The 24,553-nt window shown below is 51.9% G+C and carries 25 protein-coding genes; 12 read left to right on the forward strand and 13 right to left on the reverse strand.

Annotated elements, in window-relative coordinates:
* Window positions 1-19: 19 nt before the first annotated feature.
* On the reverse strand, window positions 20-244 hold the full coding sequence (locus tag AC5JMP_RS20465) for a Calvin cycle protein CP12 (RefSeq protein WP_495853334.1): 225 nt from the start codon (window positions 242-244) through the stop codon (window positions 20-22).
* Window positions 245-883: 639 nt separating this feature from the next.
* Here AC5JMP_RS20465 and AC5JMP_RS20470 point away from each other — a divergent pair.
* Complete coding sequence (locus AC5JMP_RS20470; protein WP_495853335.1) at window positions 884-1,207, forward strand: WGxxGxxG family protein; 324 nt, start codon at window positions 884-886, stop codon at window positions 1,205-1,207.
* A 223-nt stretch (window positions 1,208-1,430) separates the two neighbouring features.
* Here the strand turns inward: AC5JMP_RS20470 and purN are convergent, their stop codons facing one another.
* A complete protein-coding gene (gene purN / locus AC5JMP_RS20475; protein WP_495853336.1) occupies window positions 1,431-2,123 on the reverse strand; it encodes a phosphoribosylglycinamide formyltransferase in 693 nt (230 codons plus the stop codon).
* Window positions 2,124-2,175: 52 nt separating this feature from the next.
* On the opposite strand from purN, the gene AC5JMP_RS20480 reads away from it, so the two are divergent.
* On the forward strand, window positions 2,176-3,078 hold the full coding sequence (locus AC5JMP_RS20480) for a carbohydrate ABC transporter permease (RefSeq protein WP_495853337.1): 903 nt from the start codon (window positions 2,176-2,178) through the stop codon (window positions 3,076-3,078).
* A gap of 61 nt (window positions 3,079-3,139) precedes the next feature.
* Here AC5JMP_RS20480 and AC5JMP_RS20485 read toward each other — a convergent pair whose 3' ends face one another.
* A complete protein-coding gene (locus AC5JMP_RS20485; RefSeq protein WP_495853338.1) occupies window positions 3,140-3,391 on the reverse strand; it encodes a hypothetical protein in 252 nt (83 codons plus the stop codon).
* 153 nt (window positions 3,392-3,544) lie between these two features.
* Here AC5JMP_RS20485 and AC5JMP_RS20490 point away from each other — a divergent pair, with 153 nt between their 5' ends.
* The 6 genes from AC5JMP_RS20490 to AC5JMP_RS20515 all read left to right on the forward strand — a co-directional run bounded on the left by AC5JMP_RS20490 (window position 3,545) and on the right by AC5JMP_RS20515 (window position 5,844).
* Entirely contained in the window at window positions 3,545-3,763 is a 219-nt protein-coding gene (locus tag AC5JMP_RS20490) for a helix-turn-helix domain-containing protein (protein WP_495853339.1), read from the forward strand.
* Window positions 3,764-3,799: 36 nt separating this feature from the next.
* The gene (locus AC5JMP_RS20495; RefSeq protein ID WP_495853340.1) at window positions 3,800-4,012 is read left to right on the forward strand and encodes a helix-turn-helix domain-containing protein; all 213 of its coding nucleotides are present in this window, start codon (window positions 3,800-3,802) and stop codon (window positions 4,010-4,012) included.
* A gap of 74 nt (window positions 4,013-4,086) precedes the next feature.
* Entirely contained in the window at window positions 4,087-4,353 is a 267-nt protein-coding gene (locus AC5JMP_RS20500) for a type II toxin-antitoxin system HicB family antitoxin (RefSeq protein ID WP_495853367.1), read from the forward strand.
* Window positions 4,346-4,591 (forward strand): type II toxin-antitoxin system HicA family toxin, encoded by a 246-nt coding sequence (locus AC5JMP_RS20505; protein ID WP_495853341.1) that lies wholly within the window; start codon window positions 4,346-4,348, stop codon window positions 4,589-4,591. The genes AC5JMP_RS20500 and AC5JMP_RS20505 overlap by 8 nt, the downstream gene beginning before the upstream one ends.
* A 128-nt stretch (window positions 4,592-4,719) precedes the next feature.
* A complete protein-coding gene (locus AC5JMP_RS20510) occupies window positions 4,720-5,202 on the forward strand; it encodes a hypothetical protein (protein ID WP_495853342.1) in 483 nt (160 codons plus the stop codon).
* Between the two features lie 210 nt (window positions 5,203-5,412).
* Window positions 5,413-5,844, forward strand: a complete 432-nt coding sequence (locus tag AC5JMP_RS20515; RefSeq protein ID WP_495853343.1) for a cupin domain-containing protein — start codon at window positions 5,413-5,415, stop codon at window positions 5,842-5,844.
* Window positions 5,845-5,966: 122 nt separating this feature from the next.
* On the opposite strand, the gene AC5JMP_RS20520 is transcribed toward AC5JMP_RS20515, so the two are convergent.
* From AC5JMP_RS20520 to AC5JMP_RS20545, 6 genes are all read right to left on the reverse strand, one after another.
* Window positions 5,967-7,346, reverse strand: coding sequence for a cytochrome c biogenesis protein (locus AC5JMP_RS20520; RefSeq protein WP_495853344.1), 1,380 nt, complete (start codon window positions 7,344-7,346; stop codon window positions 5,967-5,969).
* A gap of 154 nt (window positions 7,347-7,500) precedes the next feature.
* On the reverse strand, window positions 7,501-8,244 hold the full coding sequence (locus AC5JMP_RS20525; RefSeq protein WP_495853368.1) for a cytochrome c biogenesis protein CcdA: 744 nt from the start codon (window positions 8,242-8,244) through the stop codon (window positions 7,501-7,503).
* Window positions 8,245-8,325: 81 nt separating this feature from the next.
* On the reverse strand, window positions 8,326-9,177 hold the full coding sequence (locus tag AC5JMP_RS20530; RefSeq protein ID WP_495853345.1) for a heme-dependent oxidative N-demethylase family protein: 852 nt from the start codon (window positions 9,175-9,177) through the stop codon (window positions 8,326-8,328).
* 150 nt (window positions 9,178-9,327) lie between these two features.
* Window positions 9,328-9,957, reverse strand: a complete 630-nt coding sequence (locus tag AC5JMP_RS20535; protein WP_495853346.1) for a pentapeptide repeat-containing protein — start codon at window positions 9,955-9,957, stop codon at window positions 9,328-9,330.
* A complete protein-coding gene (locus tag AC5JMP_RS20540; protein ID WP_495853347.1) occupies window positions 9,947-11,392 on the reverse strand; it encodes a DICT sensory domain-containing protein in 1,446 nt (481 codons plus the stop codon). The genes AC5JMP_RS20535 and AC5JMP_RS20540 overlap by 11 nt, the downstream gene beginning before the upstream one ends.
* A gap of 65 nt (window positions 11,393-11,457) precedes the next feature.
* Window positions 11,458-13,113, reverse strand: a complete 1,656-nt coding sequence (locus AC5JMP_RS20545; protein WP_495853348.1) for a photosystem II high light acclimation radical SAM protein — start codon at window positions 13,111-13,113, stop codon at window positions 11,458-11,460.
* Between the two features lie 370 nt (window positions 13,114-13,483).
* Between AC5JMP_RS20545 and AC5JMP_RS20550 the strand changes: the two genes are divergently transcribed.
* From AC5JMP_RS20550 to glsA, 4 genes are all read left to right on the forward strand, one after another.
* On the forward strand, window positions 13,484-13,813 hold the full coding sequence (locus AC5JMP_RS20550; protein WP_495853349.1) for a DUF1830 domain-containing protein: 330 nt from the start codon (window positions 13,484-13,486) through the stop codon (window positions 13,811-13,813).
* 452 nt (window positions 13,814-14,265) lie between these two features.
* Window positions 14,266-14,733, forward strand: coding sequence for a tRNA (cytidine(34)-2'-O)-methyltransferase (locus tag AC5JMP_RS20555; protein WP_495853369.1), 468 nt, complete (start codon window positions 14,266-14,268; stop codon window positions 14,731-14,733).
* Window positions 14,734-15,704: 971 nt separating this feature from the next.
* A complete protein-coding gene (locus AC5JMP_RS20560; protein ID WP_495853350.1) occupies window positions 15,705-17,639 on the forward strand; it encodes a LysM peptidoglycan-binding domain-containing protein in 1,935 nt (644 codons plus the stop codon).
* Window positions 17,640-17,880: 241 nt separating this feature from the next.
* Window positions 17,881-18,900 carry a glutaminase A gene (gene glsA, locus AC5JMP_RS20565; protein ID WP_495853351.1) on the forward strand — a complete coding sequence of 340 codons (1,020 nt, stop codon included), beginning with the start codon at window positions 17,881-17,883 and terminating at the stop codon, window positions 18,898-18,900.
* A 352-nt stretch (window positions 18,901-19,252) separates the two neighbouring features.
* Here glsA and nblB read toward each other — a convergent pair whose 3' ends face one another.
* The 4 genes from nblB to AC5JMP_RS20585 form a co-directional block, all read right to left on the reverse strand.
* The gene (nblB, locus tag AC5JMP_RS20570) at window positions 19,253-19,915 is read right to left on the reverse strand and encodes a phycobilisome degradation protein NblB (protein ID WP_495853352.1); all 663 of its coding nucleotides are present in this window, start codon (window positions 19,913-19,915) and stop codon (window positions 19,253-19,255) included.
* Window positions 19,916-19,990: 75 nt separating this feature from the next.
* On the reverse strand, window positions 19,991-20,455 hold the full coding sequence (locus AC5JMP_RS20575) for a CBS domain-containing protein (protein ID WP_495853353.1): 465 nt from the start codon (window positions 20,453-20,455) through the stop codon (window positions 19,991-19,993).
* 242 nt (window positions 20,456-20,697) lie between these two features.
* Entirely contained in the window at window positions 20,698-22,674 is a 1,977-nt protein-coding gene (locus tag AC5JMP_RS20580; RefSeq protein WP_495853354.1) for an alpha/beta hydrolase, read from the reverse strand.
* 84 nt (window positions 22,675-22,758) lie between these two features.
* Entirely contained in the window at window positions 22,759-24,528 is a 1,770-nt protein-coding gene (locus AC5JMP_RS20585) for an amidase family protein (protein ID WP_495853355.1), read from the reverse strand.
* Window positions 24,529-24,553: the final 25 nt, after the last annotated feature.

The following is a 24,553-nucleotide window of genomic DNA, read 5'->3' on the forward strand; positions in this document are numbered from 1 at the left end:
TAGGGACTTCAGAGAAAATCTAGTTGTCGTAAACGCGACACTCTAGAGCGTCGGGGTTGTCGTCGCAATACTGTTGCAGCGAGTTCTTTTCGGGTGCCTTCTCGCGCTGATGGGCAGCTTCAGCCTGAAGCTCCTCAACGACATCCCATGCAGCAGCACAGTCGGATGAGCCATCGCCCTTAATTTCGCAAACTTCCCGTGCCTCTGCCCGCTCTTGCTCAATTTGATCTTGAATTGTGCTCATAGATTTTATTGCCTTATTTGACCTTAACTCATCCTTTGGATTTCTATATTCTAGGATAACCCATCTCGATTAAGCCGTTGGTTCACCCCGTCGGGTGATTCACTTACACTTACTTTACCTCTCTAGTGATGGCTGAAAAGCAGCGCTGACAACAAATTAAGCCTCATTTCTTAAGATTTAGCTTTTCGCTCGAATATTATGTGGCAAAGCAATAATGCTAGAGCTGCGCTCACTATGGATAACGTTCTCCTCGAAAACATCTCTCCCAGAACAGAAGAGGGGTTGGGGAGAGGGCAGTTTGAGTTTTTCTTTGAGTTTTGTCAGTTAACCAGGGGAGTACAGCCCTAGCTTCTTGAAAGATTTTTGATATTAGGCATCTCTTTAAGTAATCCTATGGGTTTAAAAACTCTCTATCTCGTTCTCTTAAATCTTGAGGAATAGTAAACATTTCAAATTAGAGCTATTGTTTTCCAAATGTTTACTTGACACTTCCAACTTTAGTTGGATGAAAAATAGTTGAACTTTAGATATCTTCTTGAATATAGAAATAGACGACTCTAAAAAGATGAAGTTGAGTAAAAGCTTTGTCTTTATTGTTTGAATTCTATAACTCACTTGTGATTTAAGGAGATGACCAATATGATGAATCGTCCTAACCTGAATACAAAAGCTTTTGCAATTGCCTTGAGCATGGCTGGTCTATGTTTGGCAATGCCTGTTTCCGCTCAAACCAATAGTCCTGCTGATGGAACAATAGCCCCTGGCACCACGGTTCCTGATAGCGGTACTTCTGGGGTAGCGACGGATGAAACAGATTCAGATGATGGATTTGATTTGGGATGGCTAGGTTTATTGGGTCTAGCGGGCTTAGCGGGCTTGCGCAGACCACAAGAGCAACGGCGCTCTGATACATACGTTGACCCGTCAACTTCTACCACAACTCGCTCTGATTACAATAGATAATAGAGCAAAATGATAGGGCAACCGATGGTGCAGAGGTTCAAGTGAATGATCTCTATAGTGACTCTCTGCATTTACAAGTTCTCTAGAGCTGTAAGTTAAGACAGAAATTGTAATTAGCGATCGTCAAGACATAACCGAAGTGAAAATTAAGGCGAAAGCAATCGCTCTAATAAAGCCATGACGAAACCCTAAATGATCTCTCTAAAGAGTCATTTAGGGTTTCTCAATGAGTAGGCATATTATTTAATTGAGGAGCCATTAAGCCTGACGCGATCGCAATTGCTTGGGGAAAAATTCTGTGCTCTTGTACTTGAATTCGTTGATGTAGTGTGGCAGGCGTATCGTCGGGTAAAACAGGTACGGCAGCTTGCATGATAATTGGGCCACTATCTACGATGAGTTCTACAAAATGCACCGTGCAGCCTGTAATTTTCACTTGAGCAGCGATCGCCTGTTCGATAGCATGGGCACCCGGAAAGCTAGGGAGGAGGCTGGGATGAATGTTGATGATACGTCGAGGGAATGCGTCAATTAGCACCTGAGTAACGACGCGCATCCAGCCTGCCATGATCACCCATTCCACCTGATGCTGGTGCATAGTTTCAATGATGGCTTGATCGAGCGCTTCTCGGCTGGAATACTCACGGTGATTGAGCAGCACTTTGGGAATCTCTAGGCGATCGGCACGATCGGCGACTTTGGCGGTGGGCTGATTGTAGATCAAGACCTGAATTTGGGCGTTGAGCTGTTGATGGGCAATGGCTTGGGCGATCGCCTCCACATTGCTGCCGCTACCGGACGCTAAAATACCAAGCTTCATAAGAGAAGTGTTAGTCTCCTGAAGCAATACATCTGGAGAAACTAAGCTGGCATCGACAGATTTATAATTTTCTGGCATGACTTTCGGGTACGGCATCGGAGATCATGAGAGAAAGAAATTACGGGTTGCAGCTAAGTACCTTACCATAATGAATCCGCGATCGCTTCCTTCCTCTCCTCAAGCAACCATTCGGCGAGAGGTCTTTCAAAAAGAAACCCTAGAGGCTTGGCTGCTTCTGGCTCCGGCGCTGGTTTTGCTGGGCATTTTTGTGATCTACCCGATCGCCTATTTGGTGTACCTCAGCTTTACGGCGGGTAGCTTCACGCGGGCAGGGGTGCATGGGGTGGGGCTGAGAAATTACTGGCGGCTGTTGGTCGATCCAGATTTTTGGCAGGTGTTGGGAAATACGGCATATTTCACGATCGCGACCGTGATTCCGAGTCTGATTGTGCCGTTGGGTCTAGCGGTACTGCTGGATCGGGCGATCGGCTTTCGAGATTTGCTACGGACTGCCTACTTTATTCCTTCAATTACTTCCCTAGTGGCGGCGGGTCTGGGGTTTCGATGGCTGTTTCAAACCGATGGTCCCGTAAATGGATTGCTGAATGGGTTGGGGCTAGAGTCGATTCCCTGGTTGGGTAGCCCAACTTGGGCGATGCCTGTGCTGATTTTGATGAGTTTTTGGAAGCAGATTGGGTTTAATCTGGTGGTGTTTTTGGCGGGGCTACAGGCGATTTCGGCAAATCTTTATGAGGCGGCGGAGCTGGATGGAGCGAATGAGTGGCAGCAGTTTTGGCACATTACTTTACCGGGGTTGCGATCGACTCTGATTTTTGCAACAGTGACAACGACTATTTTCACGCTGCGGAGCTTTGAGCAGCCCTATGTAATGACAGGGGGCGGGCCGTTGAATACGACGAATTTGTTGGTGTTTTATATTTATAATCAAGCGTTTGCGCAGTTTGATTTGGGGTACGCCGCTGCCGCCACGACGCTGCTATTGGGGGTGACATTGGCTTTGGTCTATGTGCAGCTTCGGGTTTCTCGATAAGGAATGGCAGGGTTTGCTTCTAATCTGGGCATGAGCGAACAATCTTATAGAATCTACATGCTTAATCTAAATACTGCTGACTATCAAACAGCACAATAAATTCCCCTTCAGGAACATGCTGCTGCAAAAATCGCTGATGTCCATCGGCATCCGATCGACTCCTAAACCGCCCCACGACGACTCGCTGCATATTAGGCAACAGACGAATCACCGCCCAATGATTGAGGCGATCGCGGTAGCCAATCCGATCGGCTAGCTGTTCTAACGCATCAAAATCTGACCCGCACCCGTCAGGGTTCGTGTTGTGTGGCATGATATGTTCTAATCGCAAGGGTTTTGAGGCGCTAGCGGGTCTCTGTGGAGAATATGCTAGTACCCTTCCATATGATTAAACGTCAAACTCTTGAAGCTGTCAATACTTAACGCAAGACTTAGCGGCAAGACTTACTGAAAGGTTCAGTTAAATATGGACTTGAAAGCGTTAAGAGAACGCACAGGGCTTAGGACAATAGATGTTGCCTATGAGCTTAAGTGTTCCGAATCCTCAGTCCGTAATTGGGAAAAAGGAAGAACCACGCCAAAAATGGAAGTCTGGCAAGTTTTTCGATTGCTCGAAGTCTACCAATGTACTAGGGAAGAATTAGAGCAAGCAGTCAGAGAGTCCATAGTTGAAAGTGGAACTTGAGGATAAAAGATTTTTGTAAACTAGATGTGATGGGCAGTGGGAAAGATTCGTTGGCGTTTGAGAGTTGTAATGGCAGATCGCAAGATCACGAATCAAGCGCTGGCTCAACAACTTGGGATGCATCCCGTGAGTATTTCCAAACTCAAAAATACGGATGAATTGCCTGGAATTGGGGGCGCAACGTTGGCTAAGTTGTGTGATGCGCTCAACTGTACACCCGCCGATTTGATTGAGTACATTCCGGATTAGTGGGAGAAACTGAGGCTTCCTTTCAAAACTCAAAAGCTATACTGAGATATTCTCAAATGAAAGGTTCAAAACTTATGGACTTTTACACCGTCGTACTGAGACAAAGTTCAGTCTACTGGGTTGCCCTTTGCTTAGAAAATGGCATTGTTGGACAGGGAAATAGTCAAGATCAGGCGATCGCAAAACTTAAAGAAGCGATCGACTCATGGCAAGCGATCGTGGAGACTGAGCAGAACGTTCATCAAGCTTTTGTTTCCATTAAGGAACTGCATGAGTTCCTAACCCTTGAAGCAAAAGAGCCAGCTTTAGAAAACTACGAGTTTCGGGCGGTTTATGCCTAAAAATATTCCTGCTCTTAAACCCAAGGCATTGATTAGGATTTTGGAGCAGGGCGGATGTCAGTTTCATCGGCAAGGCAAGGGAGATCATAGTCTCTATAGCCGTCAGATTGAAGAGAAGAGATGGATTGTCCCGATCGACATGGGGGCAAGAGAAATGTCACCCGCTTATGTCTTGAGAATTTTCAGGCAATTTGGTTTTACAGATGAAGAAATTGAGCTTTTGCTGAATAACCGTTAGATTTAGTAAAATCTTCTGAGCCTCAAATGAATCTATTTTTGTTAAGGCGATCGCCCTATCTAATCTCAACTTGCTAAATTCAAATACTGCTGACTGTCAAATGGCATAATAAACGTTCCTTCAGAAATGTGCTGCCGCAGAAACCGCTCATATCATCCATTCCCGATTCAATTGTCGATGCTATTACAATCAGTCCTGCTTCGCCTAATTTGCGCAGCAGTTATGTTGAAGTTGATGCGGAAGGTAAATCATTACATATCAGAAGCCTCTTAGAATTCGTTAGTCCAGATGATTTAGATGTTTGCGCAAAGGGAACTCGTGACCGATTTGGATTTGGTCACGATATGGCTGAGTGTGACTTTGGTCGTTATCTTAAACCAGAGGAAGAACCGTTTGAGGGAGTCCGAATTGGCTATTACTTCAGAGCATCTTTTAGTGGGATCGAGATTAGCCCTGAAGCATTCGATCGGCTGATGAGCCGCTATTTCACAGTGGTTACTCCCTTTGTTGAGCAGCACTATCCTAAGATTGCTGCTGAGCCATGGTGGACAGAATTTTTAGAAGACGTTGCGTTCATTAAAACACGCGCCCAGAGCCATTCTATTGTGTAGCCGTAACACATTTAGGTATAGCTGAAGCTGTTAGAAGAGAAGCTACATAGCTTTTCATTAGGGCAGATAAAGGAAATATACTGGTAGAAAGTTCAAAAATACTCACGCTTTATCCAAAGTTGAGTGATGCAGAGATTTTGGGCGGAACGGATTGGCTATGATGCCATGCATGCGATCGGGGGTTTATTAATCAGAACGGTACGGTGATATATGGATGTTGTTGAAAATATCGAACTAGCGCAAGATGGCGAAATTGTGACTGTTCATCCGACTCAAGAAGTGATGACGCGCCAGAAATTGCCCTACTTCTTTGGCATCTCAGGCACGACGGCAGGCACAACTGGAATTTCGATGAATCTTGTGGTGATTCCGCCGGGAGCCTCGGCAGAACCGCATTTTCATAGAGACTATGAGACAGCAATTTATATTCTCAAGGGTCGGGTAGAAACGCGCTACGGCAAAGGACTACGGCGATCGATCATCCACACCGCCGGGGATTTTCTCTTCATCCCGGCAGGCGTACCGCATCAGCCCCATAACCTCAGTGACACCGAAGCAGCGGAAGCGATCGTGGCTCGAAATGACGCGAATGAGCAGGAGAACGTGGTGCCCTACGATCCGCTAGTCGATGAGACCGCTTGAGGCATAGTGATGAGTCAAGTAAGAGTTGGCGAGTAGATGAGTGGATGAGTGGATGAGTGGATGAGAGTTTCCCATCTACCCATTCACCCATCTACCCATTCACCCATTCACCCATCCACCCGTCAGTTAATTATTGGCACACCACCCGGCGCATCTGTAAATTGATCCAGCAGGGCAATCATTTCGCGCTCAAAAGTGACCTGGGCGCGATTGGTTTTGCCGCCGATATAGAAGCCCTCCGAGGTTTGCAATGCCCAAATCTGCGAGTGGGAAACATAGCTCATCAACACCCCCAGCATCATTAGCCCAAAGCCGCCATAGACCAGCGGAATACCGGGATCGGCTTTGATTTGCAAGCCCGTACTGCCGACCACTTCCGCGATCGCCAACGTCACCCCATTTACCTCGGTAGACATACCCTGCCGCACGGTGGAAACCAGCTTACCCGCTTTGTCGTAGATCAGCAAAATCCCTTGCAGATCTTTGGCAACCACCGAAATGCCGTCGCTCAGATCGGGTTTGGTGGGTACCCAGGTGCCCCAGAGCCGACCGCCGCCTGTCTTCAGCTCCGCCATGGGCAGCTCTAGAGTAGGGCTATTGTTGATGCGAAACCGAACGGCAGCGATCGCCCAATCTGCTTGGTACAGCGTCACACCCTTGTGGCGTAACGGCTTGTTGACATGAATCGTCTGGCGGTCAACCTCTTCCCCTGCCTGATCCAGCACCGACAGATCGGAATAGAACTGATCGATCGTACCCTTAGGCGTGTAGTCAATCCAGAAGCGATTCACCTTCACCGACCAGTCTTTGGGAATTTGCGAAGCGGCAAATGGCCCTGCATCGAAAATATTGCGAATCTGAAAGGTTTCGCCGCTGGGAACCATCTCCTGAGCAAAAAAGCCTGTCATGGAGCCGACGATCGCTCCCACCAATGTAATCAGCATTGCCGCATGAACGACGATCGGCCCAATTCGCCCCACTAGACCTTTGTGGGCGTACAGCTTATCACCTTCCTGGAAAATCCTGTAGCGGCGCTTTTGCAAGAGAGGAATCAGAGCATCCAGCGAGCCTTGGGGCAATTCTGCGCTCAGCGCCATTTTTTGAAATTGACGCGGCTGGCTGTAGAAATTCCAGGTGCGCGAAAACCAGCGCAGAGCCGTGAGCTGTCGCTTAAAGGTGCAGGTCGTGAGACTTGCTCCAAACAGGATCAGAATCGCCAAAAACCACCAGGTGCGATAGACATGATCTAGCCCAATGGTCAGGACTACTTTCCAGGTCAAGAATCCAAACAGAGCCGGATTTTCGGGATAGTTGGTCTGATAAAACTCCTGAGTCTGTCCTTGTTCAATCACCGTGCCTGAGATGCTGAAAACCGCGATCGCCAGCAGCAGAAAGATAGCTAGGCGCAAATCCGCCAGCAGGGGCACTAGCTCTCGTTTGAAGTAGTACTGAAGCGATCGAGAGAGGCTAAACGATGGCTCGGAGACAGGCTTAAAGGTCATGAATTCAGACAACTCGTACAGGTTTTGTAGCAACCGCTAGGGCGGTTAGGGCGGGGACATTTTGGGTGGGGCGCGCAGCGCCCCACCCAAAATGTCCTAAGCAAACTGGCGACATCTACATCTATCTACATCCATAGTCTAGAAATTATCGTACCTAAACAGCGCCAGAGGGAAACAGGCGAATCAGCAGGGTAAACACGCCGAAACCCACCAGCAGCGCACCGCTAGCGGGGGTGATCCAGCTAGACCAGCGCCGTAGCTCCAGCAATTTTTTAATGGAAGCGGTAAAAGTTCCTGCCAAGATCAGCGGAGCCACATAGCCCGCCGTGTAGGAAATCAGCAGCACTCCGCCCAGGATGGGATCTTGGGTCGTGGATGTCCATGCCAGCAGCGTTGCCAAAACGGGCGTGCTGCATGGCGACGCAACCAAACCAAACGTTAGCCCAATCAAATACGATCGCACTCCCTCCGGTAAATCTTTGGAGATCCAGTCCATGCCGCCCCAGCTTGGCAGTCTCAGGGGCAGGGCATCCAGGAGATTTAGCCCCATGAGGATGGCGATCGCACTCACCACAATGGGCAAACCAATGCCCACCTGACCGTAGATTTTTCCTGCGATCGCTGCCAGAATTCCCAATGCCGCCAAAGTTGTCGCTAGTCCTAGCGAAAACCAGGTGGACTGCGCCGCTGCCTGGAGCCGAGTTTTTGCCTCATAGCCGCCGATATAGCCGATCGTGATCGGCAGCATGGAGAGCATACAGGGGGTAAGGCTGGTCAGCAACCCTGCCAAAAAGATAATGCCCACACTGGCAGGGGTGAGATGGGTAAGCTGTGTGGCGACTAGCGCATCAGCAAAATGCCCCAGCTTGTAGAGTTGAAATTGAATGGCTTCGAGCATGATCCCTTGAACAGAATAGAAGAGAGTACAAGACATACCCTCCTCTATTCTATTGCAGTCGATCGCCCTCTACTGATGCCTTCAATGGGTCTTGTCCTGTAGTCCTTCCAAATACTCCTTCAGCACATCTCGAATAGGCGCTAGGCTTTTATAAATCTGCATATTAGGAGGAATCTGGTCGAGCGTCGCATTCAGACCCACAGCGGCAGTAGGGTGTTGTTTGAGCAGCGATAGAGGATAAACATACGTGCGAATTGTAAACAAGATTGCCTGAGTTCTAGGAAGTCGCCGCAGGGTTTGTCGTTCTACTCGAATCCACAGATTCTCTCCGGCTGTGTCGGCTGTCACTCCAGCAGGGTCGATTCGATGGATATGATTTCCTAAAAACAATTCTGGAGTGTTAGTGATACTCCAATTCATCCGATAGCCGGGATTTTCAGGTCGAAGGCGATCGAAATAAACGCTGACTGGATGCTGTAGTTTTGGGGAATACCCAGGAACTGGCTCATGAATAGGGGTGAGCGATCGCCCCAACTTGTCATGGAGTCGCCAGTGGGATGGAAAACTCAGGGAAGCTGCGCCTAAAATATAGCCGTCCTCACCGGACAGCATTAGACATAGATCTTCTTGCACCAATCGCCCCGCCAAGTCAAGAGGTGCGCCGACGAAATCTGTCGGATGCCAGGTTTCTTGGGTCAGTCGATTAATCACGGTTCCTGCTACTCGCTGAAAGTAGGTTGGAAAATGCTGAGTTAAATGTTCCAGCAGTAAATCCAGCACCTCCTGTTGGGCTGCCTCACTTCCTGGGATACTGGCAAACACGTCACTGGGGCATTCTGTCCGTAGCTCCGCCTTACGCTGCAAATAGGGTACAAACTCTTCATCAATTTGTATCCAATCTTCTAAATGCAGTACTTTTAATCCCAGGCTCAAGCGCCATTGCCCTTCGCTAAAGGGAAGATAAATAAGCTTGCTTGCTTCACAGCTGATTATTTCAGAATCAACCCTCACGATTTCCCCATTGTCTTCATAGGTGCGTCAGGTCAGCTAATTCATCCCTCGATCGAGCAGGTTAAAGAAAAGCTACTCCAGCAGCGTCCCCTTTAGGCAAGCCCCGACACAGTTTGCACCAGTGACGATCGCCCCTTCTAGCTCAGCGCACAAAAGATTTGCCCCCGTCAGATTTGCCCCTGCTAGATTTGCTCCTCGCAAGTCCGCCTCTTCTAAATTAGCTTCACTCAAAATTGCCCCTTGGAGATCGGCTTGCGCCAGATTTGCCCCCGCCAAATTGGCGCCATTCAGATTTGCCCCCCGCAAATCAGCCCCCCGCAGATCCACCCGCTGCAAGTTTACGCCCATCAAATTTGCACCACTCAAAAATGCCCCTGCCAGCGTCGTGTGAGCCAGCCGAGACTGCATCAAGTTCGCCCCCCGCAAATTTGCGCCTCGCAGATCCGATTCCCGCAAATCTGCCTGCATCAGAGTTGCTCCCAAGAAATTGGCGCGCAGGTCAGCCTGCCGCAGCTGACAGCCTAGCAGACTGGAGCCATCCAAATTTGCACCGTTCAAATTTGCGCCATTCAACATCGCGCCGTTTAGCATGGCACCCGCTAAATTGACGCGGCTGAGATTGCACTGCGAGAGATCTTCGTCTTCCAGATTGGCTCCTGCTAGATGCTTGAGTCTACCCGCTCGAATTGCCTCAATGTCCATGGGTTTTCTCTACTGTGCTTGTGATTGAATTGCCGCCATACGCAATCTGGATATTTTCCTGAGAGTAGGAATCCAGCAGCCACAGACCCGAAGCAATTTTGGGCATGGCAACTGGCAAACTTAACCCCTGCTGAAGCGCTGTTACCAGCAAGCCCAGAGCCTCCACTAGCTTGGGATCCCAGCGATCGCCCTGCTGCACCTGGCAGTCCGCCAGCGCTGCCACCAAAGCTTCCTCTAGGGGCAGGTCGCGATGCTCGACCACTCGCCGCTGAAATTCTGCCACCAGCCCCAAAATTCGAGACTCGATCGGGATGCCATCTCCGGCTAATCTGGCGGGCAGCCCCGCACCGTTCCACCATTCCGACTGGTGGGTGAGAATGGTGGCGATCGCGCTCAGCCGCTGCATCCGACGCAAAACCTGAATGCCAGGAACGAGAGGACAGTAGGGAGCTTGGTCGGGCGATTCTGCCGAGTCGCTGACCGAAGTGACAGAACTCAAAACGCGATCGTAGGACTGTAGGAGCGCGATACGATGCAGCAAACCTGCTAGCCGCAACCGATGGAGTTGCCAGGAAGGTAAATCCAGCAACTGCCCCATTGCCTCAGACAATGCCGCCACCTCTGCCGCCACCATGGGGTTGCTAATATCCGTCTGATCGATGAGCTGTGCTACTCGCAGAAAAGCTTGCAGTTCGTTTGAGGTCAGGTTGTTGTCCAGTGAGGAAGTGGGCAAGAGCTGCGCCAGCGGCGAAGTCGTCTCACGGGTTTGCAAATAATCCACCACACGAGAGACGATGTCTCCCATATGTTCGACGGTCGGGACACTGCAAAACGCGCCTTGAACCAGAGGCGCCATCTCCTCGACCTGAGTTTTTAAGCGCTGCTGCAAAGCCGGATTGTAGCGCCCTACATGCTCCACCAACAGCTCAACTGTTTCTAAAACTAGGGCAGGTTCAAACGTCCAGAGTCCGTAAAATTTCCGCTCCAAATCTTCTGTTGGAAAACCCGCAACTCCATAGTCGGCTTCAGATAGCTCCTGACACAGCACCATTGCCGTGTAGTTGGGCGATAAGATGACCAAGTGCCATTCCTGTGCCACCGGATCAGCTTCTTCCAAACTCACCAACGCCACATTCGATCGCTGGCTGGTCGGGTGATCGCCAAAGCCGCCGTCTGGTGCCGCCAAAATCACGATCTGACGCGATCGCCCCGCAATTTCGCCATAGCGATCGGCTTCTTCTAGATACCATTTGCCCCGCTGAAAGGCGGTAATCATCAGCGGCGAATAGTCTGCATCCAGAATCGCGTCTTCCAGGGCATGACAGAGAGCCACCAGCGTATTTTTGTAATACACCCCAAAATTCAGAGGCGGTTTATCAGGATGATGGGTCAGGTGGGCCGATCGCAGCTTGTCGAGAATAGAGCCTTCTAGCATGGAACGTTAGGGAGTAAAAGGGAATTAAAAGAGATTCGTTAAAGCAGGTACAGCGAAAACAGGTTCTAGACTGAAACTAGGGCTTTAGGTGAAACGGGCGCACTCAGAGCCTCTTCCAGCGGAGCTACGCCCAGTTTTTGCTCCAGGATTCGCATCACCTCGCGCCCAAAATCGTTGGGGTTTTGCTCCCAGGCTTGCAGACAAACCTCGCCAAAGAAAGAGCCGAGCGGCTCCGGATTCCACAGCAGCTTTTTCGCCGTCCAGGGCATGACGCTCATGGGATTGTATCCCGGCTTAATGATTTTCTTGCCAAACGCATAGTCTTCTAAGTGCGTGTGGGGCTGCAAGCCGATGAAGAAAATGGCGGGTTCCACCTTGTCGGCTCCAAAAATCCTCTCTAGCTCTCGGTGGTAGGCGATCGTCTGGCGAATGGTAGTAAAGGTTTCGTCGATGACATTAAACGAGTAGTTGACAGACACTATATCGTTGAATCCCGCCGCCTTCAAATCGCGACAGTTTTGCAAGACGGTTCGCAAGTTGTAGCCCATGCGCATCTTGCGAATCAGCTCCTGCGATCCGCTGGTAATGCCGATCTCAAAGTAGTTCATGCCTGTTTTCACCATCAGGTCGCACAGCTCTGGAGTCAGATTGTCTGCCCGGATGTAAGCCGCCCAGTGGATATCATTCATGCCTGTCTCTAGAATTTTCTTCAGCAGCTCGATCGCATCCTCCATGAACCGCCGTGCCGGGATGAACTGAGCATCAGTAAACCAGAAGTTTCTCATGCCGCGATCGTAGAGCTGCTGCATCTCCTTAACGACTTCCTCTGCCGGATTAATGCGAACTTGCTTGCCCTCTACCACCGTGTAGACGCAGTAGCAGCAGTTGTGGGGACAGCCGCGCTTGGTTTGTACCCCTATATAAAAGTCACCCCCCTGCAAGTAATACTCAAAATCTGACCAGATTTGGGCAATGTAGTCATAGTTGCAAGCCGATTTTTCTAGGGGCGTGGGCTGCTCATGGATGAGGCGATCGCGGGGCTGATCTTCACCTACCACATAGCAGCGCTCACCCGAAACATCCTCGCCGCGCAGCAGCTTCTCCAGCAGCGTTTCGCCCTCGCCGACTGAGACGATCGATCCTTTGGGTAAAATTTTACCCATCTGCTCATAGAAGACGCTAACCGCGCCGCCGCCTACAATGAGTCGAGCCTCTGGACGATAGCGTCGGGCGCGCTTTAGACCTCGACGAATTAAGCCCAAATTTCGCCATAGCTCGTCGTAATAAGATATTGCCATCCGCAAGCCGCCCAGTGCGCCGCGCAGCTTCAGCAGCGGATCGCGGGCATAGAAAAGCTCAAAGGCGTTTTGTAGCGGGTTGCCGCCTCGTCCACCCACAGGCGCATAAATTTGAATATCTCGCCAGGAAAACACTAGCAGCGTCGGGCGAAACTGATCGATGGAGCGATCGAGCGCCGCATTAAAATCTAACGGCGGAACTGTGCCCAGATCGAGAATCTGCTGCTCAATCGCCGGAAATAGCTTGTGGACATGATCCGCCAAATAAACGACCCCGATCGGGAAAATGGGGTTGCAAGGCAAGCGAACGTAGAGAATGCGATCGCCTGCCTTTCCCAACGAGACATTTCCCAGCGAGGTTTTTTCCAGTGGGTCAATTCTGGATAGACGACTCAATTGACTCTGATTGGCTTGCAAGCTCATAGGACAAGTTTGTGGATAGAGAAGCTGGAGAGCGCTAACGATCGCAGCGGTCTGCCCGTTAGCCAGATTTTGATGCTAGTTGAACTTGAAAACCTACTGCCGTGTATTTAGAGAATTATGAAATTTAGATTCATATAACTTCACGATACCACTGAGTTTCTTGACCTGCATGAAAGATTCTTTAGCGGGCTGCACAAACTAGGGATTGCAATACAGATTGAGAAGTCGGCACGTAAAAATCTATTCATTTTGCTCTGATGAGTTCAAAATTGAAGCCGAACGTTGGTAGTCGCTTTTACAACTACTGGGGATCGGGGAATGCTAGGGTCTAGATATAACAAGCTCACAAAGCTAAGGCTCCTGCATCGTTATGTCCCAAGTCTTTGATCCTCTGCCAAGCGACTCTTCAAGTGACCTGGTTCTTTGCTGCTATGTCAATGCGACTAGCAAGATTCAGATTGCTCGCATCACCAATATTCCTAACTGGTACTTTGAACGGGTGGTTTTTCCAGGTCAGCGCCTAGTTTTTGAAGCGTTGCCTCAGGCTCAGGTAGAGATTCACTGCGGCATGATGGCAACCGCTATTTTGGCTGATACCATTCCCTGCGATCGTCTGCGGATCGAAACAGAGCTGGAAGCGGATTTGGCGATCGATGGCGTTGCTTCTACCGCAGAATCTTTGACAGCCACAGCAGATTAGCCGCGGCCATGCAGACGCACCCCTAGACAATTATTAGTCAAAAAAACTTGAGGCTCTCTCTATATATTCCCTATATCCCCTGTGCTTTGATGAGAGGCACGGGGGAATTGTATTAGGAATATGGCAACCGCCTTGGCGGTTAGGACGGGGACATTTAAGGTGGGGCGCTTCGCGCCCCACCTTAAATGTCTTGAGTAAACTGGCGACAGCTATCTTTAACGCGTCAGGATAGCTATCAGTGTGGCTCAATAGAAAATATCAGGCGATCGCTCAATTCCTTCATGGAAACTTCATATTAGCTAAGTTTCAGCGCTAGCTCGGACAAATTTCTCCTCAATTTATCCGGCTTTCTCAAGCATAATTACCCAGAGACTCTGTAGATTGATGTCTGAAACCCAATCAGCGTCAATATTTTGTCTATTATTCATAATCAGATTAAATCGACCTATCCTATGCCGCAGATTGTTTTAGTTAATCCTCAAATCCCTCCGAATACAGGAAATATCGCCCGAACCTGCGCTGCAACAGGAACCGCTCTCCATTTGGTTGGGCCTCTAGGATTCGAGATTAGCGATCGCTATCTAAAAAGGGCGGGTTTGGACTACTGGCAGTATGTCGATCTGCGCTATCACCCGACCCTAGCCGATTTTCAGGCTTACCAGCAGCAGCAGGCAGGTCGCCAAGTTGGATTTAGCACTTCAGGAACATATAGCTATACAAAGTTTGACTATCAAAATACCGATTGGCTACTGTTTGGTTGTGAAACGACCGGGCTGCCACCCGATGTTTTAGCCGATTGCGATGCCGTAGTCCGGATTCCTATGGCTCAGACGGGCGTTCGCAGCCTCAATCTCTCGGTTAGCGTAGCGATCGGCTTATTTGAAGCGCGTCGTCAGCTGGGTTTTCTAGAATTAAGCTAGGTTTTCTAAAACACAGAGCATCATCATCTCAAAAAAAATTCTAGATTTCCGTAAAAGGCGATCGCGCTGCTGTAGCCACAAGAAATTGAGTCGAATAGTTTATTTTTAATCACTAAAACTTTGTTCGGAGAAATCTGCCGACTTCTATATCTATATATATGCATTCGCGAATGCTTTCTAGAATTACTCAATCAAGACCGAACAAACTGTTGGGTAATTCTTTAAAACAAGATATTTAAGTTAGACGGTTGTAGGGGTGTAAAAGCGCTTCAGTCATCTGCACTACAAAATCTACTGAAATACCATAAGAAATTTCTATCGAAGCTTGCGTGAAATCACTGGCGCTGAAAGGGCGGTACTAGCGCGTAATCCCGCTCTACTTCAAGGCTTCCTCAGCGATCGGGATTCTTGAATTCTATGTAGCCAATACAGCCTTAAGTAACATCGTCAACCGTAGAATCAACCGTCTTCTATGGCTATCAAGCCGTGATTGATAGGAAATAAAAAATTGCCTTCCAGACGGGTTTTTCACCCCCTGAAATCTTGAATATCAGCCCTTTTTAGCCGCTAGAACTGCTTGCGGCTAAAGGTTCTAGGAATCAGGATTAGCAGTTGCAAAATGCCTTGATACGCTGATTCTCAACTCTATTCATGTTGGTATCATCAGATGCCGGACATTAATTAAGTGGTGTACACTGTGCCCTTGAAGATTAATAAACCCAGATTACTGTTCTGCTCAGGCGCAATCCCAGATCAATGTTTTAAAAGATTCAACCTGCCTAAATAAGCAAGTCTTGAATTTTTCATTAACTGGTGTAAGCTTGTTTAAGTCAAAAAGAGCAAAGGTAATGTTACCTAGTCATACGGCAACGTCTGTGATCTCGATCGCTGCTCTATGTGATTCCCGTCATAGAGATTCATAGATTAGATCGGTTGGGAATAGTTAAACGCTGCTCATTAGGAGGTCATTCTTGAAGCGAGAATTTCTGCGGAAGGTCAAGCCTGTTTCTTGCTCCCCCCGTGAAACGGCAGAGCAACCCGAACAGATTTCTGCGGGAGTCAGCCGTCGGGCACGCACCTCTGCTGCCATGTTCGGTCTAGCTCTATCAGTGGGAGCATCTAGTCTGGTTCTGCCTCATCGAGATGATGGGGCAAATGCAGCCGAACCCAAAGGTACGGAAGTTACAGCGCAATCGCTTTCGCAAATTGCAGCCCTGCCCGTTTCTGAACCAGGTTCGATTGTAGTTCTTCCCTCAACAGTCACTGTTGAACATGTGGTGCGAGAAGGGCAAACGCTTTCTCAGATTGCCCGCAGCTATCGAGTCAATGTTCAAGACATTAGCGCTACCAATCTTTTAGCTGCTGATGCACTACTTAAGCCAGGGCAAGTGCTTAAGATTCCTGTGAATCGTGCTGATGGAGCATTGAAAGCATCTTCACCGGAGCTAGTTGCTTCTGCTGATCTGAGCCAAGCGCCAGTCAGACCAGATGCTTTGACTCGTCTGCGAGAACAGAGAGACAAGTTAAAAGATAGTCTGGCGGAGTTGCGGTCTGAGGATGTGAAAGGTTCGGCGGCTGCGACTAGCGAAGTAGAAGTTCCGATCGCATTGGCTTCCCAGGTATCTGAAAAAACTGAAGAGTATCGGGTTCAGCCTGGAGATACTGTCGCGGCAATTGCCAGAGCGCACGGTGTTTCTGAGCGCATTTTGGCGGCGACGAATAATTTGTCTGATCCAGACTGGATTCGAGTGAGCGACTCGTTGAACGTGCCTGCTCCTCAGTCGATCGCCTCCGATGCTATCCAACCAGCAAATGCGGCTGAGGTGCCGTCTGCTACAGCTCAACCTTCTGTCGTTCAGCCCTCCGTGCAGCAAGTTGCGGTTGCACCACAGACGCAAGACTACCGGGTAGGTCTGGGCGACACTGTGGCGCGAATTGCCAAGGCGCACAATGTGCCACTGTCTGCCTTGGTCGATGCTAACCGCTTGTCTGACCCGAATGTAATTTTCGTGGGTCAAGTTCTGCGGCTTCCTAATGTGCCAACAGCTCCTGTTCAGCCAGTTGCAGTTAAACCCCAGGCTGTGGCGATCGCCCCTCGCGCTGCCACTCCTGCCGTCCAATCTGCTGAACCTGGTTCGGCAGTGCAGCGCGAAGTTTTGGGTTCGCCGGATGCTATTCAGGCGGCTCCTCGGTATGTTGAGAACCTCTTGGCAGAGGTAAGAGCTTTGCGGGCAAAGCATCAAGGTGGCATTGCTACAAGACCTGCGCAGCAGCCTGTCATGGTGACAGCACGTAGTGAGTCTATCGACACGGTTGCTCCGCAGTCTGCTGCTTTACCCTCCTCTGTTCCATCACCTGTCGCTCCCTTGGCTGCCGCTGAGCCTGACCTTGTGGCAGCAGCTTCCATCAGTTCAGAGAGCTATGCACCGCTGCGTCAACCTGTGACAGGTCGCACCGTTTCGCCAGAGCTACCGCCTCTCCCTGGTGCGGAAGCTTTTCTGCCTGAAGGATCGCGTTCTAACGGCTACATCTGGCCAACGCGAGGTCTACTCACCTCTGGCTACGGCTGGCGTTGGGGTAGAATGCACGCGGGAATTGACATCGCTGCCGATACAGGTACTCCAATCTATGCTGCTGCCAGTGGTGTAGTGCAGTATTCTGACTGGAACTCTGGTGGCTACGGCAATATGGTGGAAGTTGTTCATCCAGATGGTAGCTTTACTCGCTATGCTCACCTGAACAGAAGTATGGTTCGTGAGGGTCAGCGTGTGCAGCAGGGTGAGCAGATCGCCGAGATGGGCAGTACGGGATACAGCACAGGGCCTCACCTGCATTTTGAGGTGCATCCGAAAAATGCGGGTGCGGTCAATCCGATCGCCTACCTGCCTCAGCAGTCAGTGCAGTAGAAGATACCAGCTTATAAGTCTTGAGAGATTAAAGGCTTAGAGAGTCTTTAGCGTTGGAGGGCAGCCGCTCTCCAATTTTGTTTTTTGGGTAAAGTCCAAATGTGGATGGGGCTATGGGTAAGCTGCTGGAGAGTAGCTGTGGCTTAAAGATGGGCGATCGCTCTAAGTGGCAAAACGGGCTATATTCACCCTAGCTGTGATTCATCGTAGCCAGTTGCAGCAGAGCCGCTAAAATAACGGGATGGCGACCCAAGATTCCCCTTCAATCCACGACTCCATTTTTGAGAACGATGCAGCAGAATTTCAGGCCTATCTAGAAGATTTGCATCGTCAGCACCAATCTCTGACGATCGGGAAAGTTGCCGATTACATTCCAGAGTTGGCGAAAGCAAACCCTGACTGGTTTAGCATTTGTGTGGCGACTGTGGACGGACAGGTTTTTACCACGGGCGATGCCGAGCAGCTCTTTACGATTCAGTCCATTTCTAAGGTATTTGTGCAGGGGCTGGCGTTAGAAGACCATGGGCGCGATTACTTTTTAACCCGTGTCGGAGTAGAGCCAACCGGGGATGCCTTTAATTCCATTGTCCTAGATGAGCAGTCAAAGCGTCCCTATAACCCAATGGTGAATGCAGGGGCGATCGCCACCACTAGCCTGATCAAAGGAACTAGCCCAACCGATCGCCTTAACCGCATGTTGGATATGTTTCGGCGCTACATCGGGCACGATATTTTTGTGGATATTTCAACCTTCACTAGCGAGAGAACAACAGGTAATCGCAACCGCGCCATGGCGTACCTGATGTACAACTTCGGCATGATTGATGCCCGGATTGAGGAAGCGCTCGATCTTTACTTTCAGCAATGCTCGATTATGGTGAACTGCCGCGACCTGGCGGTAATGGCGGCAACGCTTGCCAATCGCGGCGTGAACCCCATCACTGGAGATCGCGCTGTTGCGCCTAACTACATTCGCGATATTCTCAGCGTCATGTACACCTGCGGCATGTACAATTTTGCGGGAGAGTGGGCTTATAAGATCGGGCTGCCTGCCAAGAGTGGCGTTTCGGGCGGCATTATCGTGGTAGTGCCTGACCAGATCGGTATCGCCATCTTCTCACCGCTTTTGGACAGTCGCGGCAACAGCGTCCGGGGGGTCAAGGTGTGTGAGGATCTATCTGAACATTTTGATCTGCATTTGTTTGATTCTTCGATGGGCTGTCGGACGTTCTTACAGCGGTTGTCTCATTCCATTCGCTAAATTTTTTAGAGCATTGATGATTTGTGGCAGCCGCCAAGGCGGTTAGGACGGGGACATTTTGGGTGGGGCGTTCCGCGCTCCCTCTCAAAAATCATCTCCCCTAAAAAATTCCCCTTCGGGCTTTGCAAAGCTCGAAGGGGAAAGACTCCCGCTAAAACTTGTAGATATGAAACGCTGCCCCTAACGCAATGGCTTAAAATCTCCTCTGACTTCAGTAAATCCGCTTGGGTTTGTGTTCCATGTCACTTAATTTACCCGGAAATCACGTAGATTGCTATGCCCTCAGAGGTTCACTTCACTCAAGCTTTACGTTTTAGCTCAGAAGTAGAAAGTATTTGTGAAGTCAGGCTATTCACACATTTAGATACGCCTTAGCTTCCTGGGCTACGGGCGGCATTTCATCGTGGCTCAGGGTTTCCAGTGCCGCGCGAATTTCAGGACTCTTGAAGTGGCTCAGGGCTTGCGTGACTCGGTAGCGAACCTGCCAATCAGGGTCGGCAACAAACTCTAGCAGCAGGGGAACTGCGCGATCGTCCTCCAATTCTCCTAAAGAGCCGATCGCCGCCGTCCGTACTAGCTCGACGCTGGAGGTGAGGGCGCTATTGAGTAAAGTAAAGGCGCGGCGATCGCCCAATTCGCCCAATGCCGCAATAATACTGAACTGCACCAGCCATTCTGGAGTTTTGTGATAGAGCTGCTCTAAGTCTTCATAGGCGTCGGTAAGTTTGAGTGCGCCGATTGAGTCAGCGGCGGCTGCCTGCACGTCGGCTTCGGGGTCTTCTAGCAAGCAGCGGCGCAAGATTTCTAGCGCCAGAGTCGGGTTTTGCAATCCTAGGCTGGAGAGTTGGCTGACTGCCGCATAGCGCACCCGCACGTTGCCGTCATTCACAGACTGCTGAATCATCTCGAAAGCGATCGCCGGGTCAAGCTGTCGGAGCTGATTGACTCCGCTCAGCCGTTTGCCAAAATCTTCTGAACTCAAAAGCTCTTGCACGGACTCAGGATTAACGCTCATATCATAAATCTCGATTTTTCAAAGGGATTAAAAACTTTAAGCTGCTATGACTTTGCGGGCTTAGGGTGAATTGACCTACAGATTTGCTGCCATATGACGAATGATGTCTCCTCGCGTCACGATGCCCACCACCTGGTCTGCCGCATCAACAACTGGAAGCCGACGAACATTGCGATCGCGCATTAACTGAGCCGCTTCTTGAAGGGAGCGATCGGCGGCAATAGTGATGATGCCTTTTTTGGTCATGACTTCGCCCACGGTCTGCCCCAATGCCTTATGTAGCTCCTCTTCATGTTTGGCAGGGTTTTCTAGAAAAATCACGCTATCCAGAATCGTGATAAATGCGGGTGATCTAACGCCCGTCTCTTGCCACATCAAATCGGTTTCGGAGATGACTCCAACCAGCTTGCCGCTTTGATCGACAACGGGCAACCCGCTAATGCGGCGCTCTGCCAAGATTTGAATGGCTTGACTAAGGGGCGTTTCAGGCTGCACGACGATCGGATCGGCAGTCATGATATCGGCAACGGTTACGGACATAAAGAATTCTTAGTTTCGGGATCAGGTTCCTTTCATTTTAGGGAGTTAGGGGATCAACCGAGCTGAGGTTAATGTTTGTTGCGATCGGTTTGCCTGCTGCGGTAGATCATCGGCGTTTACCCTGCCTATGGTAAACGCCGATGATCTCTGGGATGACTCGATCATCTGATCGAGCTATCAACACTAAGTTTAGGGTCGGCAAGACGTTGGGTGCGCCACGGGTGACGCGGCGCACCACCGATTTACTCAGTGGGGGGCAGCACAAACTCTGGGAACAGGTCGGCGGTGCAGCTCGTATCGAGGGTGCGATCGGGATCGTTCACGAACGCCACGCCAATATCTTTGGCGCATTGGGAGGATACGATCGCCCCGTGACCCGTGCTGGAAAGCTCCACAAAGGTGCCGTTGCGCAGCCCCTCCATCACCCCGACGCCCATTTCGGTGTTGGTTTGCACGTCGTAGCGGCCTTGCAGCACCAGGGTGGGGATGCTGCTGTTGATCGGGGCGTGTTCACCCGCCGGGGCCGCCTCTACGGGCCAGAAGGAACAGAGGTTGTAGGCTTGCTGGGCGGCATTTACCCGACCTGCACCGAGCTGAGGCATCAGCATGGTTTCGTAGTGGGTTTGGGTTTGGGCCGGGTCGCTAAAGGGCACCAGTTCGCGGCAGTCTAAACTGCGAAACATGCCCGTAGTGATGTCGGCATCGACCGGGGAGAAGGAGTCGGTGAGAGCCGACACCACATCGTACACGTGGCGCACTTCGACCTCAGACATGGCCTGGACGGCGGCAGTGAGGGTGGCGGCGGTGTCGCCCTCCAATTCTTCTGCCACAAAGGCAAGCAGGGTCTCCCGGTTGCGGGGCGTCTCGGTATAGCCCACCCCAAAGAAGTTGATCAACAGCAGCACCCCCTCTGATTCGGGCAGAGTGTCAGCAACGGCTCGGATTTGCTGTACCCAGCGGCTGGCGGGGCGGCTGGTTTCGGCGGCGGCTGCCCTAGCCCGCAACACATCCTCCGCCTTGGCCTCGAAATCGCGCGCTTGCAGGCGGTAGGCCTCTGGCGAAGCTTCAAAGGTTGGTGGGTTGGCTGCGGTGCTGAACAGCGCCCCGGTAATCACCCCGGCAAAGGTGGTGGTGATGCCCTGCTCCAGCTCTTGGACAATTAGCGGCATGTAGGGGGCTATCTGGCCGGGGTAGTTGTTCATCAGTGTAATCAGCGTGACAAACTCGGCGGCGGAGACGCGATCGATGGGGGTGGTTAGTGGCCTCAGGGGGGTGATGGGTTCGGCCAGGGGGAGGGGAGCTTGGTCTAGCTGGTTGAGCAGAGCGACGGTGCGATCGCTGAGGTTGGGGTAACCAGCACCGCAGGCGGCATCGGCCTCGCAGTCTTCCACCAGGTTGAGGAAGCTGACCTCTATGTCGCGGACAATCGCTTCATACTTGTTGGCCTGCACGGGCACGGTGGAGTCGAGTACCGCGCTGCGCACCCGATCGGGGTGGTTGGCCATAATCCGCTGGGCCAGGTAGGTGCCGTAGGAAATGCCGTAGAGGTTGATCGGGCCGTAGCCCAGGGCGGCGGTCAGGTTCACCACATCCTGGGCGCTATTGGGGGTGTTGTAGTTGCTGAGGTCGTTGCCCTGGTTTTCTAAAATGCGGGCACAGAGATCGAAGGCGGCATAGGCTTCAAGTGCGTCGTCCTCGGCATTGGGAAATCGCGATCGCATTTGCTCTCGCAGCGGATCGAGAGTGCCCGCGTACTGGCTATCGGGATCTAAAAGCACCTTGGTGGTGACCAGCACCACCGGGGCACAGCCCAGCCGATTGGAGAATTGGGTACCCCGCTGATCCAGCACAATGATGTCGCGGGTTTGGCGCTGGGGTTCATAGATTTTCGCCCGCGTTTCCAACGCACTCGATGCCAGGGTGCTGCCTCCCGGCCCACCGCGCAGATCCATGATCGGGTCGGGGGCAGGGGAGAGGCTGCGGCTGTGCAGCACGGCGTAGGTGAGGTCGATTTGGCGACCGTTGGGTTCAGCGTAGTTTTCGGGCACGGTGAACAAGCCGCAGGTGATGGTTTCGCCTTCCACTTCGTTAGGGGGCAGCACCGTGGGGCAGGGGATGACGGTAAGGGGGTAGCGCGGGGTTTGGGCGATCGCGGGGATCTGGGTGGCGAGGGCGGCGGCGAGGGTGAGGAGGGGGAGGGTGCGGTGGATGGGTTTCATGGGGGTGGTGGGGTGATGGGGTGATGGGGTGGTGGGGTGGGTGGGGAGGGGTGAGGAGTTTTGAGTTTTAGAATTGGGGGCGGGTTATTGGGGGCTGGGTACGGCGTGGTGGAGGTTGGTGAAGGTGGCTAGGGTCTTGTCCAGATCGGGGGGCTGGCGGACTTGGGTGGCTTGCTCGATCGCATAGCCCACGGCCAGCAGATCGGGTTCGCTGAGGGCTTTGCCAATTAGGTAAGCGCCCAGAGGTTCGCCCGTCTCGGCGTAGCCGATGGGGACGGTGAGGGCGGGGTAGCCAGCGGCGGCGTAGGCTTGGGTGCTGGCGATCAGCAGGTCAATGCCTGTGTCGGCAAAGAACTGGTCGAGGGCGGCGCGGGCGGTGGTTTGGTGGGTTTCGCGCAGGCTGGTGTAGGCGGCAGAGGGGCTATCGCTGCGCTGGGCGGTGGAGAGATGGTCTTGCCCGTAGGGAATGCGGTTGGCGGGATCGGCGTAGTTAAAGGACACCACATCGATTAGGGCGGTAACGGGCGGGTTGGGCAGGGTGGGCAAAAAGGCATTGAGGGAGGCTTTGAAGCCGGGGGGCAGGGCGGCGTTGGCATCCGGGGCTTGGGGTACGGTGTCGTTCTCCAGCTCGACGACGGCAATGCCCTGCTGGGTGAGGGCGGCGATCGCCGCTTTGGCCACTTGATTGTTCGCCTGCAATAGTTTGATGGCATTGGGCAAGGCCGCCCGCACTTCCGCTGACAGGTCATCGGGCGGGTTGGCGAGAAAGGCTTCTAGCTGCGCGATCGTCCTTTCCGGAATCACGGCCACGCCCACCCGCCGCTGCTTGGCTCGCTCCAGGTCGAGAAACCGGGTAAAGTCTTCGCTTTGCAACTCCGCCACGGCAGGGTCAGGATTTTCCTCTGCCCCTTCGTCAGTGTGGGTGAGGGCACCGAGCAGAGTGGCTACATCTGTAACGGTGCGACCCATTGGCCCTGGCACATCCATCCAGTCCACCAGGGGGATGACGTAGTCGCCGCTGACCAGTCCGTGGGTGGGTTTCAGAGCCGCGATGCCGTTAGTGGCGGCGGGTCGGATGATGGAACCCTGGGTTTCGCTGCCGACGCTGACGGCAGCGAGGTTTGCGGCCACCGACACCGCCGAACCGGAGCTAGAGCCGAGGGGGTCAAAAGAGCCGTAGGGATGGCGGGTTTGGCCGCCCAATGCACTAAAGCCGCTGGGCATGGCGGGGTCTACATAGTTCGCCCATTCCGACAGGTTGGCCTTGCCGAGAATGACGGCTCCAGCGTTGCGCAGATTTTTGACCAGTTGGGCATCGCGATCGCCCCGCCAATCTTTCAGGGCGTAGGCTCCGGCAGTAGTGTGCATCTGGTCGCCCGTGGTGATGTTGTCTTTGACCAACACCGGGATGCCGTGCAACGCCCCCCACAGGTTGCCCTCGGCTCGTTCAGCATCCAGGTTGCGGGCAATGTCTAGCGCGTCTGGATTCAGCTCCATCACCGAGTTGAGCTGATTCACGTCGTAGCGCTGGATGCGATCGAGGTAGTAGACCACCAGTTCTTCGGCAGTGAGGTCGCCGCTGGCCATGAGCCGCTGCAATTGGGGAATCGTCGCTTCCAGCACCAGGGCATCTAATGCGCTGCGCCGTTCAGCGGAGAGGTTCGCCAGCGCTGGCTCAAAGGGGCTGAAGTCGCGCAGGCGCTTGCTGGTGTAGTCGGGTTCTGACACAGGAAACTCCGTAGGGTAGGCGCGGGCAGAGCCTTCGGGGGGCGGGGGGATGGCGGCGGCGTGAGTGGCTAGGGTGAGGGCGATCGCCGCCAAAGCCAGCGGTAAGATGCGTCGAAGGAGTTTCATAGGGGCTAGATGAACGTCAAGGGTA

This window comes from Drouetiella sp. (assembly GCF_059504425.1).